This window comes from Sporosarcina sp. E16_3 (assembly GCF_017347125.1).
GTDB lineage: Bacteria > Bacillota > Bacilli > Bacillales_A > Planococcaceae > Sporosarcina.
Window position 1 is genome coordinate 16,592 of the sequence record NZ_JADPRX010000003.1, and the last position, 15,518, is coordinate 32,109.

The 15,518-nt window shown below is 41.4% G+C and carries 20 protein-coding genes; 4 read left to right on the top strand and 16 right to left on the bottom strand.

Annotated elements, in window-relative coordinates:
* Nucleotides 1-13: 13 nt before the first annotated feature.
* The 15 genes from I2483_RS03705 to I2483_RS03780 form a co-directional block, all read right to left on the bottom strand.
* Nucleotides 14-817, bottom strand: a complete 804-nt coding sequence (locus tag I2483_RS03705; RefSeq protein ID WP_207174009.1) for a hypothetical protein — start codon at nt 815-817, stop codon at nt 14-16.
* Nucleotides 814-1,926 (bottom strand): cysteine protease StiP family protein, encoded by a 1,113-nt coding sequence (locus tag I2483_RS03710; RefSeq protein WP_207174010.1) that lies wholly within the window; start codon nt 1,924-1,926, stop codon nt 814-816. The genes I2483_RS03705 and I2483_RS03710 overlap by 4 nt, the downstream gene beginning before the upstream one ends.
* A 16-nt stretch (nt 1,927-1,942) precedes the next feature.
* Complete coding sequence (locus I2483_RS03715; RefSeq protein WP_207174011.1) at nt 1,943-3,319, bottom strand: phosphoribosyltransferase family protein; 1,377 nt, start codon at nt 3,317-3,319, stop codon at nt 1,943-1,945.
* Entirely contained in the window at nt 3,282-4,469 is a 1,188-nt protein-coding gene (locus I2483_RS03720) for an HpcH/HpaI aldolase/citrate lyase family protein (protein WP_346267694.1), read from the bottom strand. Before I2483_RS03720 ends, I2483_RS03715 begins: the two co-directional genes overlap by 38 nt.
* 69 nt (nt 4,470-4,538) lie before the next feature.
* Entirely contained in the window at nt 4,539-5,294 is a 756-nt protein-coding gene (locus tag I2483_RS03725; RefSeq protein ID WP_186671536.1) for a TerC family protein, read from the bottom strand.
* 57 nt (nt 5,295-5,351) lie between these two features.
* Nucleotides 5,352-5,930: a TerD family protein gene (locus I2483_RS03730; RefSeq protein ID WP_186671534.1), complete on the bottom strand. Its 579-nt coding sequence runs from the start codon at nt 5,928-5,930 to the stop codon at nt 5,352-5,354.
* Nucleotides 5,931-6,155: 225 nt separating this feature from the next.
* On the bottom strand, nt 6,156-6,734 hold the full coding sequence (locus I2483_RS03735; protein WP_186671532.1) for a TerD family protein: 579 nt from the start codon (nt 6,732-6,734) through the stop codon (nt 6,156-6,158).
* A gap of 31 nt (nt 6,735-6,765) precedes the next feature.
* Nucleotides 6,766-7,383 carry a TerD family protein gene (locus I2483_RS03740; protein ID WP_207174013.1) on the bottom strand — a complete coding sequence of 206 codons (618 nt, stop codon included), beginning with the start codon at nt 7,381-7,383 and terminating at the stop codon, nt 6,766-6,768.
* Nucleotides 7,384-7,764: 381 nt separating this feature from the next.
* A complete protein-coding gene (locus I2483_RS03745; protein WP_186671528.1) occupies nt 7,765-8,145 on the bottom strand; it encodes a hypothetical protein in 381 nt (126 codons plus the stop codon).
* Between the two features lie 144 nt (nt 8,146-8,289).
* On the bottom strand, nt 8,290-8,742 hold the full coding sequence (locus I2483_RS03750; protein ID WP_207174014.1) for a GNAT family N-acetyltransferase: 453 nt from the start codon (nt 8,740-8,742) through the stop codon (nt 8,290-8,292).
* Entirely contained in the window at nt 8,732-9,232 is a 501-nt protein-coding gene (locus I2483_RS03755) for an NUDIX hydrolase (RefSeq protein ID WP_207174015.1), read from the bottom strand. The genes I2483_RS03750 and I2483_RS03755 overlap by 11 nt, the downstream gene beginning before the upstream one ends.
* Nucleotides 9,229-9,681, bottom strand: a complete 453-nt coding sequence (locus I2483_RS03760) for a nucleotidyltransferase (RefSeq protein ID WP_207174016.1) — start codon at nt 9,679-9,681, stop codon at nt 9,229-9,231. Before I2483_RS03760 ends, I2483_RS03755 begins: the two co-directional genes overlap by 4 nt.
* Before the next feature lie 233 nt (nt 9,682-9,914).
* Nucleotides 9,915-10,106, bottom strand: coding sequence for a nucleotidyltransferase domain-containing protein (locus I2483_RS03765; protein ID WP_207174017.1), 192 nt, complete (start codon nt 10,104-10,106; stop codon nt 9,915-9,917).
* A 98-nt stretch (nt 10,107-10,204) separates the two neighbouring features.
* Nucleotides 10,205-11,293 (bottom strand): GNAT family N-acetyltransferase, encoded by a 1,089-nt coding sequence (locus I2483_RS19625; protein WP_346267695.1) that lies wholly within the window; start codon nt 11,291-11,293, stop codon nt 10,205-10,207.
* A 5-nt stretch (nt 11,294-11,298) separates the two neighbouring features.
* Nucleotides 11,299-12,111 carry a VanW family protein gene (locus tag I2483_RS03780; RefSeq protein WP_207174018.1) on the bottom strand — a complete coding sequence of 271 codons (813 nt, stop codon included), beginning with the start codon at nt 12,109-12,111 and terminating at the stop codon, nt 11,299-11,301.
* 199 nt (nt 12,112-12,310) lie between these two features.
* Here I2483_RS03780 and I2483_RS03785 point away from each other — a divergent pair, with 199 nt between their 5' ends.
* Genes I2483_RS03785 through I2483_RS03800 form a run of 4 tightly spaced genes read left to right on the top strand, consistent with a single transcriptional unit; the run spans nt 12,311 to nt 14,712 of the window.
* Entirely contained in the window at nt 12,311-13,030 is a 720-nt protein-coding gene (locus tag I2483_RS03785) for an ABC transporter ATP-binding protein (protein WP_207174019.1), read from the top strand.
* 12 nt (nt 13,031-13,042) lie between these two features.
* On the top strand, nt 13,043-13,786 hold the full coding sequence (locus tag I2483_RS03790) for an ABC transporter permease (protein ID WP_207174020.1): 744 nt from the start codon (nt 13,043-13,045) through the stop codon (nt 13,784-13,786).
* Between the two features lie 60 nt (nt 13,787-13,846).
* Nucleotides 13,847-14,305 (top strand): LytTR family DNA-binding domain-containing protein, encoded by a 459-nt coding sequence (locus tag I2483_RS03795; protein ID WP_207174021.1) that lies wholly within the window; start codon nt 13,847-13,849, stop codon nt 14,303-14,305.
* Nucleotides 14,302-14,712, top strand: coding sequence for a DUF3021 domain-containing protein (locus I2483_RS03800; protein WP_207174022.1), 411 nt, complete (start codon nt 14,302-14,304; stop codon nt 14,710-14,712). Before I2483_RS03795 ends, I2483_RS03800 begins: the two co-directional genes overlap by 4 nt.
* A 159-nt stretch (nt 14,713-14,871) precedes the next feature.
* Here the strand turns inward: I2483_RS03800 and I2483_RS03805 are convergent, their stop codons facing one another.
* Nucleotides 14,872-15,492 (bottom strand): LysE/ArgO family amino acid transporter, encoded by a 621-nt coding sequence (locus I2483_RS03805; protein WP_207174023.1) that lies wholly within the window; start codon nt 15,490-15,492, stop codon nt 14,872-14,874.
* Between the last annotated feature and the right edge of the window lie 26 nt (nt 15,493-15,518).

Genomic DNA, 15,518 nt, shown 5'->3' on the forward strand with positions numbered 1-15,518 from the left:
TAGTCCGATAGCTTCAACGGATTCCAGGAATGAATTGGAGGCGCTTCGAAAGAATCGTTTCAATGATTTCCTCCGATGCCAATATCCCTGTTTTTTGAGTCATTCCAAGGTGACCAAATGTAGCTGCCGCTTCCCCGTGACGTGGTATCAAACCGAAATCCGCCTGCTCAATCAAGCAGACATCCAGATTGGAATCACCTGCGGTATAAACCGTTTGCTTTCCTTCCTTTTTCGCAACATAGTTCACAGCATCCCATTTATTAATGAATGATGGAATTAAGTAAACCTTCCTGCCTTGAACTGAAAAGGACCAGCCACGCGCTGCCGCCCACTGTGAATAATACTTGACCCGTTCAGTTGATAGCGGTGGGTTGATAATCATGTACAAAAAAAATCCATCTACCACGCGTATCGAGTTCAACCAAGACGCATCCGCAGTCTCTTCTATTTTCCGCTTGACATCATCTACTGAAGCGGCACTTCCATCTATTTTAGAGCAGATATAATCCTGCCAATTCTTATCAATCTTCCCATCTTTTAGTACAACGCCGCCATTACAAGTAATTGCATATGTAGGACGTATTTCTTCATGGAATAGCGAGACTCGACTATACTGTTCAGTTGTTCTTGTCGTTACCGGAACAAACATCATCTCTTCAGACAACTTGTGTAATAATGCAATCGCTTTTTTTGTCATGAATGAAATGTCTCTTCCATTAGCTACTTCAATAGTGCGAACAGGGATATTCAAGATTTCCCCGCCAAATCCCCGATGAGAATAAATCATTGTCCTGTCTAAATCACTTGCAAACATCATACTTTTTTCTCCAACGGTTTGATAAGTCCACAACAAGTATAAGTCATCTGTTCATAAACCTCCACAGGTACAGCCCTTTCCTTTGCCAATTGAAAAATGTGTTTAAGTCGTGGGTCATTTAAATCCTTAACCAGTATCTTCCAAGGTAAACGTCGTAGAAGAACACGCGTCGTTTCGCCAACACCAGGTTTGATAAGATTCACATTTTCAATTCCAAAGTGTTCCTGGATTAAAGCGATTGTTTTCATTCCCTGCCAAGTTGGCGTCATATCTGTTTGCTTTAAGGCTTCTTTCGCCGCTTCGATTAACGGGGCTGCCGCTTCAAATTCTGCCGTAATGACATCAATATGATGATTCGATACATCTTTATCTTGAAGTTCTGAATAGACCTTCGCTCCGTGGAAATCCGTCGAACCTATCCAGCGGCTGTTTAGCACCGTGCGGCTGACTAGACCAGATACTGTTGAATTCAAGCAGGCGCTTGGAATTAGAAAGTCCTCCCGAGTGCCATATAAGGAAGAACAATACCCTGGATCCGCCAACACAACGAGTTCATCATCCAGAATGATGCCATGTTTTTCTTTAAACAACTTAACAGACTTTGTCAGTTCTATAGATATCGCGCCTTTACCTGTCCAGCCATCGACAAAAACGATGCGCTTATCAGGATGTTGACTCGTAATATACAGCATGGCATTTTCATCGATGCCACGTCCTCGGATGATCGATACGCTATAATGCGGTAAATTTGCTCCATATACCGCATGAATATAACGCTTCATCAAGATACCAATCGGAGTCCCAGCTCTCGCAAGGGAAACAAGTACAAGTTCCTCCCCTTTGTTCTCAATGAGGAGTTCCGAAACCGCGCCGACCGCTGTTGCTACTTTTCGCTTTGAAGTATGTAGCGACTCATAAAAAAGATTTAAATAAGCTTCGGTCGGCTCGTATTCAATGGGAAGCATTTCCGAATAATGGGCGCCGCCTTGAATAGCCTCTTCCCGTTCATTCAGACTTCTTTCAAGGCTCGCATCTGATAGATCTTTCAATAGAAAAACGACATCTTCAGATGAATAACTTCCTGTTAGCATTTGCGTTATTTGTTGCATCTTCTACTCACACCTTTCAAGTGAAGTCTACAATATTGATTGCAGGAAATCCTTTGAACTGGCGTAATATCGGTTCAAGCCTGTTGTCATCTATTGGACGTTCAAAAAATAAAAAGACTTCATCGTATTCCATGTCGGATACATTATACGCATAATTCATAGTTGCTGGATCTTCGGGACTTTCGAAAGCCATTCTATTTTTTATCGGATAACTTTCTCGGGCTATTGGAAATATCGGGCTTCTCGTCGTCGAATGATACGATACACCCTCCCCCATGTAAACAGCTGTTTTCATCGGGATATGCATGAATTCCCCAGTACCTAAACATAATGTCCGTTTTCCTATCCGATATTTCTGCAAATATTCTCCCACACGCTGACAATATGCCTCAACGTCTTGTTTGTTGTCCGATGAGATACCGAATCTCCCAGTCAGGGCCGAATAATTGGAACCATTTTTAAATCCAGAAGAATCAATTGATGAATAGGTATAGTGTGGAAGAGGTATAGGCAATGACTTCAGACTAATTCTCTCATAACCCGGAACTTCAACAATCGATTCGCCAATAATAGGGGTACCTTCAGCTAAACCAGGTGTTCCTTCTACTTGAATCGTTCCGGTCAATAAAGCATACGTCGTGATGCGAACATCATACAATTTCTCAAACGCCTTTAACCGTTGCTGATCCTCCTCACTTCGCCAGTCCAACAGGGATAAGATTGTATATTCCTTACGTGGAAAACACTTCTGAATAGAAGCAATGATATTTAATGCAGTCTTACCAGTCGTAATTTCATCATCCACCAGGCAAATCGAGTGGTCATTATTCAAGTACTGTTCCGGGGCATAGCAACGCTGATCTGTAGCGTGGGAATGCTCTTCTTCAAAGTAGAGAATCACCTCTTGATCAGCAAGCACTTCTCTTGTCGAATGAATGTAAGTGGCGTCCGAAAAACAGTCAAAAACACCGTGACCGAGCGCCGTTGCTGTTTCCGCAAAACCGATGAACACAACCGGCTCATCGAGTTGACATTGTAGCTGTTGTAAAATCGAATACGCTGCCTGCAAGTTCTTCGGAGAACTATCCTTAACAGCTTCGATGAGCTGTTCTTTTCCAGGTATTTGTTTAGTTGTCTTACCTTCATAATAAACAGAGGCCAGCAATGCCGATGCAATCATGGGCAATTCGGGCGATATAGGGATATGCTTCCCAAGCACTTTACTAACGAATAAAAAAGAACGTTTTTTGTTTATTCTCGCGGCCATCTCATATAAATTTTCAACTGAAAGATCGAATGGATTTTGTTCGATTTGCACATGTACTTGCATAGACTCGCAAACTTCATGCGTGTACTTACTCGGATAACAAATCGATGAATGTGATGTTTTCATTGTACACCCCGTATATATCAGACTTAATTAACACTTTTTGCGCCCAGTATAAATGGGGCTTAATCTCATTCATTTTGTTCATAAATTCACTTTTGAACACGCCTTTTTCACCTGTAGCCTGCTGGAAGATACTAAGCGCGTCCACATATTCTTCCTTCGTGACGACATGCAATGCCTGGACAGGCAAAAGGTGAGACGGATGAATAATTGTTTTCCCAACCAATCCGTTCGCTCTATCTAGCAACGTTTCCTGAATTAGCCCGTCAAAATCTTTCCGAATCAATTCTTTTCTTAGAAGAAGACCCACTGAACCTGAACTTTCTTGAAATGGCGTCTCACGGAGTTGTGGTTTTAAGATTCGACCGTTCGATGAGAAATGTTCCCACACTGGGCCCGATACTACGAAACCATCATGTTGCCTGGCAAATATATTGACGACATCCGTAATTAGCTCATTGACAATAGAAATCTCATAGACAGTAGTCTCACTATCCCTTCTCAACCCGTAAAGCCCACATAAATCAGTAGCACCAATCCGGATATTTAGAATGAATTCGGCATACCGATCGACTATCTCCTTTAATAGTAGCAATTCGTTCAACCGACGCTCCTTGTACAGCACATTAGGCGATTCAAGAATCGGCATACCATATAACACCGTGTTCGATTGCTCATTCAACAGTCGCAGACCCGATAAATAGTCTTCCCCATTATCCGATGAAAACTTAGGAAATACAAAGCCAACAAGATTTCCCAATGAATCACCGAGCCGCTCCCCTATATCCAACATCTGTTGTGCACTTCTTACCCGGACAAAAATAAGTGGAGTCGTTTCTTCTGTAAGCCGGCCGTCCTCAATTGCAGCACTAATTTGTTGCATATGCGTAATCAGTTTATTTTCCGCATGTTCAACCTCATGATCGCCTATTGCATCTTCAAGACAGATGGCTACTGTGACAAGCTCCTTAAATTTGTTGGTAATAATGAGATGGGCTATATCCTCCCGTGTTGCTGGCATATACAATAAAGCACCCAGACTGTATGACAGCCGTTGTTTATCGGTATACTTCGTAACCGTCACCGGCTTCCGATAAAATAAATCTTCTATGCCTATAGCGGCTACGTCATTAAAATACTTCAATCTGAGCACCAACCTTATTTATTATTCGATTTAGGGTAAAAGAAAAAAGAAGGGGCTAGCCTTCTTTTTGTCTTTGTATTAAGCCATTTTCTTTTTATTCATGTTATGAACGACGAACGTAGCTATAAATGTCAAGATTAGAATGATAAAGAATACGTAATGGTGGACTTCGAAACCAACAACGCTCAATCCCATTTTAATCGCGATTAACATAATTAGCACATACGCCGACGTTTCAAGTTCAGGCACTTTGTCGATTAACTTCAAGAATACGCCAGCAATTCCACGCATCATCAAGACACCAAGCATTCCTCCAAGAAGAAGTACCCAAATCTGTTCACTGACACCGAAAGCAGCAAGAACACTATCTACTGAAAACGCGATGTCCATAATCTCCACAGCAGCGATCGTTCCCCAGAATGTACCGAAAAGACGGATTAGAATACCTTCTGTTTTCATCCCTGCAATTTCATCATCATTTCCTGCCTCTTTAGACTTATCCATAAAGTATTTAATCGCCAACCACGCGAGATAAGCCGCACCCAATGCTTTGACCCACCACAATTTAATGAGGAAAACACCGACCCCGATTGCGATAAAGCGGAAGACATAAGCACCAAGAAGCCCGTAAAACAAAGCTTTTTTTCGTTGTTTTTCTGGTAAATGTTTAACCATGACCGCCAAAACAAGAGCATTATCAGCCGACAATAACCCTTCAAGTATGATAAGGGTACCGATTAAGCCCCAACTGACTGGATCTGATAATACTTCCACCCACATACCCCAATCAAAAAAAGCGGCATATGTATCAATTATTCCATTAAGTATCTCCATTAGTTCCTCCTGATAATAAAACAATAAAAGACTTCAACCTTTTACTAGCTCGTAAATTTATACTTCTAAACCATAATTTCGGCAAAGCGCTCCAAGGCCTCCGGAGAATCCGCTACCAATCGCATTGAACTTCCAATCATTCCCGTGCCTGTACAGTTCGCAGAAAACAACAGCCGTTTCAATTGAAAAATCTTCTCCTAAATCGAAACGAAGTAACTCTTCGCCGGTCGCTTCATCCGATAATCGGACAAAGGCATTTGATACCTGACCAAAGTTCTGACTTCGTGCTTCTGCATCGTGAATCGTTACTGTAATACCAATGCGGTCAACGTACGCAGGAATTTTAGGGAAATCGACAATTACTTGCTCGTCATCCCCATCTCCCTCGCCCGTACGATTATCGCCCGTATGTAGAAGAGCGCCACTCGGATGCTTAAGATTATTATAGAAAATGAAGTCATGATCATTCTGGCAACGATTGCTTGCATCCACTAGAAATGCAGATGCATCAAGGTCAAACTCCTGTCCGCCAGAATATTTATTCGTATCCCATCCAAGTCCGATAACACCTCTTACAAGGCCTGGATTTGTTTTCGTCAAATCGATTTTCTGACCTTTTGATAAAGTAATCGCCATCTGAATCACTCCTGTTTATCATGATTAGAACGCTGAAGTTCCATAACTATATAGATTGAATGGGTGAGTTTCCATTGAATACCGCTTCGGCGCTAGGGGATGCCTCCCGCCATAAGCCAGGTAGCTTCGCCACCAGTCATATGGCTTCGGCTACCCCTTGTAAGGCGCCTTCGCTTAGTTTATATAGGTATTCATCTATTCAACCTATATAGCTACATCATTCAATTAAGCCTGTAGTCCATAATCCTTTACTAGTGAAGCTAGTCCGCCCTGGTAACCGCTGCCAATCGCGTTGAACTTCCACTCGCTACCATGTCTGTACAGTTCCCCTACAACAACAGCCGTTTCAATAGAGAAATCTTCTCCAAGATCATATCGGATTAACTCTTCACCGTTTGCATCGTTGACAAGTCTTACATAACTATTCGAAACTTGCCCGAAGTTCTGGCTACGTTGCTCTGCGTCATGAATTGTAATCGTAAACGCAATTCTTTCAACTGTAGTTGGTACATTCATAAGTGCGACTTTGACCTGCTCATCGTCTCCATCACCTTCACCAGTCAAGTTATCACCAGTATGAACAACAGAACCATTTCCACCCTCAAGGTTATTGAAGAAAACGAAATCTTTTTCATCTGCACATACACCTGATGCATTTAATAGGAATATAGATGAATCTAAATCGAAGTCTTTTCCACCGTCATATTTATTCGTATCCCAACCAACACCAACCGTGATATTCGTTAATCCCGGGTTACTTTTCGTTAAATCTACTTTTTGTCCTTTACTCAATGAAATAGCCATTTATGTCATCCTCTTTTCTGTTTTTTATAGTTTATGAATACCTTTTAACCATATCTCCAAGACCTGAATCTGATGACCCTGACCCCACTGCACCAAATTTCCACTCACTGCCATGACGATATATTTCCCCTACAGTTAAGCTCGTTGAACCTGCGTAGTTTTCAGACAGGTTGAATTTCAGTAATTCCTCATTGTTCGCAGAATTCAAAACGCGGATAAATGCATTTTCCACTTGACCGAAGTCTTGCTTACGTTTTACACAATCGTAAATGTTCACGACAAATACAAGTTTGTTAACGTTTGCAGGTACTTTCTTCAAGTCAACAATCACTTGCTCGTCGTCCCCGTCGCCTTCTCCAGTGGTATTATCGCCTGTGTGCGTTACGCTACCACATTTACTTTTCAAGTTGCCAAAGTAAACCAAGTTGTCATTACTCGCAAATTTATCGTCTTGAAGCATGATAACAGAAGCGTCGATATCCATATTTGAAGCACCACTACCGCCACCACCGAAAAGTCCGCCGAGTAATCCGCCAGCTTTTTTCTTACTCTGAATTGGATCCCAACCGAGCCCTACAGTAATCTTCTCAAGACCTGGATGACCCTTCGTTAAATCGATTTTTTGACCCTTTTGTAAAATAATCGCCAAAATAATCACTCCTTTACATTTTAATGAAAATTTTTTCTTTTCGCAAAAACACCATCAATATATATTTTACTACATCTGATAACGAACTACCAAAATGAAGATCCCCTATAGCCTTTTCTCCCCTGCAATGCAAACGCCGAACTCAACTTTCACGACTTATGTAGTCGTCATTGGACAATGACTAGTAAAACCTCAGAGTCGACCTGACAAATCATCCAAATACCTCGGAATCCCAAATGCTTGTGTTACTAGCAATACTATATAGTCCGGATAGTATGCTGAAATGACCACTTTCCATTTCATCACAATCATCTCTTGTTACTAGTACGTACGAACATGCTAAATAGTTTCAAAAAAATAAATCCACAGTACCTGAGTTTCTTACATCTTCACTTCACTACTCATTTCAAACACATCAAAGACATTTTCTTTAAAAATGAGTGACATGATTTTCCCTTCTTTTTCGTAGAAGTGGATATTCCCTTTTCGTTCATCTTCAAGTTCCATCCAGCCCCAATTCTTTATTTCCTCCAAGTAATGCTCGGGCGGTTCTCCCTGCTCCCCACCAATATTGTTCAGCTTGTACTTTGCAGATTTCGCAATTTCTGTCGTACACGCTTCTGGCTTTAGTTCGCTCGCATTTTTCGGAACCGGGAAGCCGTGATTGATAACCGCCATGCGATAGCCCTCTTCTGCACTATACACATTGGAACAGCCCGCCATCATACCGACAATGAAAAGAAGTATGAGTATCCGTTTCATAGCGTCATCTCTCCTTACAGAAAATTCACAACACATTACTTCAAGTTTACTAGATGTAGAGAGACTTGTCACGGGACGTATTTGTGACAACCTAGATAGTAGAATCCACGATGGCGTTAAAGCTTAAATGACCTAAATCAATCATTAAATAGTCATTGATAGTCGAATCATATCCCTGCACTGAATGCCGTTTTCAAAGATTTCTTCCTCATAGTGATCAACGAAAAAATCTTTTATAACACCATCGATTCGAAACCCGCATTTCTGATAAAACGCCAATTGACCTAGACTGGAATTTCCAGTCCCAACTTCAAGCCGCTTGCAGCCCTTCACCTTTGCGGTCTGTATTGCGTCCCCCATTAACTTCTTCCCAATCCCGCGACCATGTATACGCTCATTTACAGCTATATTAATAATCTCCATCGTTGTAACACCTAACTTGACAAGCACGTAGACACCAACGATTTCGCCTTCTTCTTCAGCAACACAGCACTCCCCACTGGCTGTATACTGCTCAACCAGTTCCCGCGACGGGTCGGCAAGAAGTAGAAGTTCAAAAGGCGGGGTTTCATGTTGTAGCAATTTCCTAATTTTCATTTATACACCTTCCCCACGCTTCACGCATAATCTTTTCATACGTTGCATGCCAACCCGTATAGTATTTGGAGACATCTTCGGATGAGATAAAAGTTCTTCTGCTTGATTCATAACCCGCTTCAAAAGGATGTAATTCCGTAATGTCCATTTTATAAAAAACTTGATAACCTATTTTCGGATAAGGACTTTGTTCATTCCACAACGGATTTTCATTATGGTCGATTTCAATTGAACCGAGGAGTACGCAATCTCCCGTTACATAGCCTTCTTCCATCGCCTCGCGTTTAAAGCACACCTCCGCAGTTTCACCGACTTCAATATGACCACCCGGAAAATCCCAACCCCGATCATCCAAATCAACCATTAACAGTTTCCCGTCCTTAAAACAGAATCCATGGACACTCGTGATCAAATTCCCTTCCGGCAAGAGACCACTTTCCCATGTCAGCTTCAGCTTATGGCCTTCCCACTCTACATATGTACTTGTCAAATACGCACTCCTTTCCCTAATGAATAACCTTCGAATAGCCTACCACCATATGGGTTCAACACTTCATCTGCAAGGTCAATAATTGCATCTTTGTAGCCTGTTTTATAAAATGCATCGAATGCTTGTACAAACTTCCTAGCAAATTTCTCATCAAATTGATTTAATGCGCGCACAATCCATTTCGAAGCTCCGATCCATTGACCATTTGTCCGCAAGACGAATTCATGAATTGCATCAGCAAGTGTATTCACTATGAAGAGTTCTTCCGCACTATTTGTTGAACCAATCAGATCATCAAGTGCATCCGTCATCATATAACGTTTCATTTCTATCGTTTTTATTGACCAAACTTCGGGGCCATTTTTCAATAGCTCATTAGCTTCATCCTTGATTAAAGAAACAACTCCGGAATCGAATAAGATGATTCCTTCTGAAACCATCCGCGGCAATGAGGGTCGTGCCCTTTCACAGTCCGACTTAAAAAAGCCCACGTAAGAAGTGAGGTTGTGGACGAACACTTCGATTGGCCATCCATACTCAATAAAGTTAATCTTCAATCAGAGGGGGGGTTCTTCATCCCCCACTGATTGTTAGTTTAACCATTCGGGCTTTTACGGGCAGTTGATCCCCCACTTATTCTTCTCCTGCCCTCGAAGACTTGAAGTGGGGGTCTTACTGCCCGTTAATGCGGGATAAACGATTCACGATAAGCCAATTCTACCTTTTGATCAAAAACAACGATATCTAAATCCGATGTCTCTGTTTCTTCGCCCCTGACGACACTTCCCGCAAGCAATGCAGCTTGACAATCCGCGAATTTTGCTACTAAAAACCTCCGCGCGGCTTCGATGGGCTGTAATCTGCTGGCGTTCATAGACTCACCTCTCCCCTAGCAATTTTAAGGTCTATCTTTAACTCTTTTAATCAATCCAACTTTGTTGTTTTCGATAAGAACGGAAGAACCTCGATTTCTCATGCACCTACACCTGTTTTAGAGTTATGCTCAATCAACCAACAATCCCTGTATTCCCCTTCATGCAATTCATTTCCCGGTAGCAATTTCACCTTTTCAAACCCGCATTTTTCATAACATCGAATGGCTCGTTCATTCCACGTTTGCGGTTCCATCACAATTCGATCCGCCCCTTTTTCTTCAGTTAAATACGTCACCATCGCTCGGACAAGTTGCGTTCCGATACCTTTATTCCAATAAGCGGATTCGCCTATGAACTGATCCATACCGTAAATGTTCTGTGATGAATCGTCATAACCGTAAGCTAGTTTTTCCTCTCCCTCCACTATGTAAATTTGGACATAGCCGATTGGAATTCCACTAAACTCAACCAGGCATCTTATCACATCTTCTTCGTCGTCAAAAAATTCCTGCTCCACTTTCTCAAAATTAAACGGATTATCACGCCCCTCATAATACCGAAGGATTTCCGGGTCAGTAAGCCATTTCGATAGAAGGACCTTATCAACTCTTTCTAATTCTCGGACTTGCAAATTCCCTTCGTTGATAATGAATGACCTTGTTTTTTCCTTACTTAACACCTCATCGACAAACTTTAATTTCCCTTCGGCATACAAACTCTCGTTATCCGGATATGTTGCCGCCAGCTCTTTTTTCAGCTTTTCATATTGTTTCGCTACATCAGGATGTTCATTCAAATAGTCCCTGAAAAACGTATGTTTTAGCCACCATTCCGCACCATATTCCACAATATGAAGGACATGCGTTTTTGTCAGTTCCTCCAGATTTGTAAACTTGGCGAAGACAACCTTCCCTTCTATTTCCACACGGCCAAGATGGTAATAACCGGCTTCTTTTAATCTCTTTTTATCAAATTTCGTTACATCATCCATTGATCGAACACCGACAAGAATATCCAGAAGTGGCTTAGCTGCAATCCCTTTGATGGAAGTGCTCCCCATATGTTCAATATCCACCACTAGCATTCCAATTGCCTCACTCAATAATTCTTTTTCCTCAATGAAATCTTCTTCCCAGTCAGTAGCATGCGGTACTAATCTGACTTCACCTTTGTTCAGTCCCAACATAATCATCACTCCTCATATGTCAAAAATGGTTCATACATCGTGATCGCATGGTTTTCTGTAATGAATTCGTCATCGATAAGTTCGCCGTTCAGGTTGTACGCTTCCCTAAAAATCGTATTATGGCGCACATAGCCACCCCATGATTCGCGCGTGAAACTGTGGTCTTTTTCGTACACTTTATACGTTCGATTCGCAGCCCAAGACGCGCGCCATTCACCAACCAACGAAATATCGGTCAAATAGATGAGGAGCTGATAAGGCTCGTTCGTTTCGTTTTTTAATTGTAAATCTAGATAATTGTATGCGCATGTTGCACCGCTTCCGAATGGTTGGTTCCGTTTCGAATCCGGAAACACGTAGTAACTGTGACGATAGCGCTCAGTAATCGTCAGCGGCGTATGGAGTGTCATCCAGTAAATCAAATTCGACAATTGACATAGGCCCCCACCAACTCCCGTCGTCACTTGCCCGTAATGCAAAATCATCCCGTCGACGTAACCTTTCCGTTTCGACGTACTACCTATCAACCGCCAATAGGAAAATGTCTCTCCAGGCTGTAACATAATTCCGTTCAATCGTTTTGCTGCTATTTTCAAGTTCTTAATTTTGTTTATTTGTAATTCCATCTCTACATCTTTCAGTTTGCGGAGCAAAGGCGTTCGATGTTTGAAGACGACATGGTTCAATTGCTCCGCTGACCGCTTCGTTGCATACTTCTTCCCGTCCATGTACCATTCCGAATACCGCTTCAATCGGTACACTTTCTTCCCGAAGAATATCCGCAACTTGCTGCGTTTTTTCGGTTGCAATGAATTCATCCGCGTCATCCTCCTCTATCTACTTATTCTCTTCTATACCAGCTTTGTCCTTTTAATCCACCGGAAAACCAAATGCATTTCATATGACGTTTTCTACAAGTCACCTTCCTATTGTTGCGGTTCACGGGAATACCAAAGACAGCAAGGCCAAGACAACATACACTTTGGGTACAAAGAAATTTCAGACGGAGGGATTGCAATGAATATCATCAACGTTTGCAACTTGAAAAAAGCGTACGGAACAAACGTCGTTTTAAAAGGGGTGGATTTTCAAGCACAAGAAGGCGAAGTCATTGGGGTTATCGGGAAAAACGGGGCGGGTAAATCAACATTTCTTGAAATTCTTATGACCATTAAACAATACGACGCTGGAACAGTTTTCGTTTTTGATGAAGATATTAAGACACTCTCAATAAATCGAATGGAACAAGTTCGAAAACAAATTTCCGTCGTCCTGCAGCCTACACAGTTCTATCAGACGCTGAAAGTGCAAGAGTTACTTCGGTTATTTAAAGCCTATTACAAATCGCCAATTGACATCGAAACGATCATCACTGACTTTAAATTACAACCGCATCGAAAAAAATACTTTGATAAGCTTTCTGGCGGATGGAAGCAAATTGTGAGCCTGGCAATCGCCTTTTTATCACAACCAAAACTTCTACTATTAGATGAACCGACAACTGGCCTCGATCCGCATATGCGCAATATGCTTTGGACCTACATTATCGATTACAACAAGAAAACAGGGGGCACGGTCATTCTCTCAACACATAATATGGATGAAATCGAATTGTACTGTGACAAAGTAATGCTTATAGATAATGGTGTGAATGAAGTCTTTGATACGACGGAAACCATTTTGGCATCAGGCTATAAATCCATCAACGAATTTTATCTTGAGAAAGTATCCATATAAGGAGGAGAAGATATGTTAGCGACACAGTTAAAATACGACTTACTCATGTTTTCAAGGGAATTGTTTTACTTAGTTTTTACGATTGTCGTACCACCTGTTACGTACATTTCTTTGGGGCAATTATTTGGGGATCAGACCTACGCAGGTAACTTGAGTTATGCACAATCGTACACACCTTCGTTCATTTTACTTATTACATTCACTACTGTATTTTTTGCTTTTGGGTTCGACCAAGTGACGCATCGTACAACGGGTGTAGAAAAGCGGATAAGTCTTTCACCTGTTTCAAAAAACACGCTTCTACTTTCAAGTATTATCCGCTCCATTATCATTACAAGTTTTGGTTACTTGTTCATTTATGTGATTGGCATGCTCATGTATGATTTGCCGTTCCATGTACTGAATTTCATCATGGCCTATGGATTTTTCATCGTACTCAATGCAGTTCTGCTGGTCATCGCATCTGCCATTTACTCTTTTTTCAACGAGATGAAAAGCGCGTTAGTGTTCTCCATCATCATTTTCCAAGTCGTTATCTTTACAGGGGGCTTTACACTTCCTATCAGTATGATGCCGAAGTTCATTCAAATTATCGCCGAGTTTAATCCGCTTTATCATATGAATAATTTATTCATTGCCGTTTGGAATGAACAGCTAGCTTTTGACAATAGCACGCTTATTTCCATCGGCTATATTTCTTGTTTAGTAATTACGGCGTTGCTTGTTCTCCGCATTTCAAATAAAAGACGTATTTGACAGACTACCAGGCAATGGTAAATTGTATGTATATACTATTGCCGATAGGGGTGTCTTGGAATGAAAGTATCATTGAACATTGACCGTGATTATGAAGAAACCAAAGTGACGATTGAATGCCCGGCATTGGATGATTCCGTACAAGAAATTCTTGATTTTATCAAAGGGCAAGATACAAAGTTCCTCGTGGGAAAAGATGGCGACATGCAACATATTCTAAAACCGGCTGATATCCACTACTTTCATACAGAAAAGGATGGTGTTGTCGCTGTTACTACTGCTGGTTCATTTAAACTAAAAGAAAAGTTATATGAACTAGAAAAAATTCTTCCGGCGGGTAAATTCATCCGACTTTCTAAATCCGTCATTGCAAATCTGCACGAATTAAGCCACTTTGAAGCATCGTTTAATGGAACACTTTGTGTTTATTTCAAATCAGGTACGAAGGAATATGTCACTCGAACATACGTCAATACCATTAAAGAATCCTTGAAAATGAATAGGAGGAAAAACGAATGAAAACCTTTTTATATAGAAGTATTATCGGCATTTTCTTCGGTGCATTTCTCGCAGTCATCATGACGAATTCAGTTGTACTCTTTAGCGGAAAAGAAATGCTGGACGGACAGTTATTTTTGAAAAACTCACTAGGCTCCATCTTCTGCGGTTGGTTTTTCACCGTCACACCACTCTTTTTTGAAAATACGTCTTTACGTTTATCACAACAGACCGCGCTGCATTTCGTTTCAGTGGTAATCCTTTATTTCATTCTAGCGTTCGGCATCGAATGGGTTCCATTTACAGTGAAAAGCTTTTTACTCGCATTCGGATTATTCATTGTCTCCTATTCTGTGTTCTGGACCTCTTTCTATCTTTATTTCAGAAAGCAGGCGAAGAAATTGAATGAGGAACTTCAGGAGCTTTGATGGCAAGAACAAAAGCGCAAGCGCCTATTGCCTCTAGGCGCTGGAGTCTAGACGTAAAATCTCTACGTTACAACTTATCCACAGTACGAGGTTTACTAATTTCCTAGACACACAATGAGCCTTATTCGAGTGATTCCATGTGCGGCTATTATCCATTATTCATCCAATGTTCCCCGCTAATTTGATTGCCATATAAACAGCGACTCCCCAGACGACCAAAGCAGATACTTTATTCAACAGTGCCATAAGCTTACCAGTTGAATCCAACTTACCGAAATAACGCCCCGCAGTTGCGAGCCCGATAAACCAAAGCCATGAGACAACGATTGTTGTTAATGTAAATGCTATTCTTACATCCCCCGCGTAATTTAATGAACTCGACCCGATAACCCCAATCGTATCGAGGATTGCATGAGGATTTAATAAAGAAACCGAAGCTGCAAAAAGGATTTGCTTCTTTGTCGAAAATCTCACGCCATCCACTTTTGTCGACATCGCATCACTTTTCCATAAGACAAAACCGATATAAAGGAGAAAGACAATGCCGATACTGAAAACAACATTTTCCAGCCAGGCAAATGTTAAAACAAGAAGTGATACACCCGACACCGCTGCAACAATCAGGAGCGTGTCACAAAACCCTGCCGTCACAACAACCGGCAAAGCTCTCACGAATGTCGGTTGCAATGCCCCCTGATTAAAAACGAACACATTTTGGACACCTAATGGCACTATAAGTCCAAACGCAAGTATAATTCCATGTAATATCGCCTCGATCATATTGCCACCCCAATTCAATCTCTATC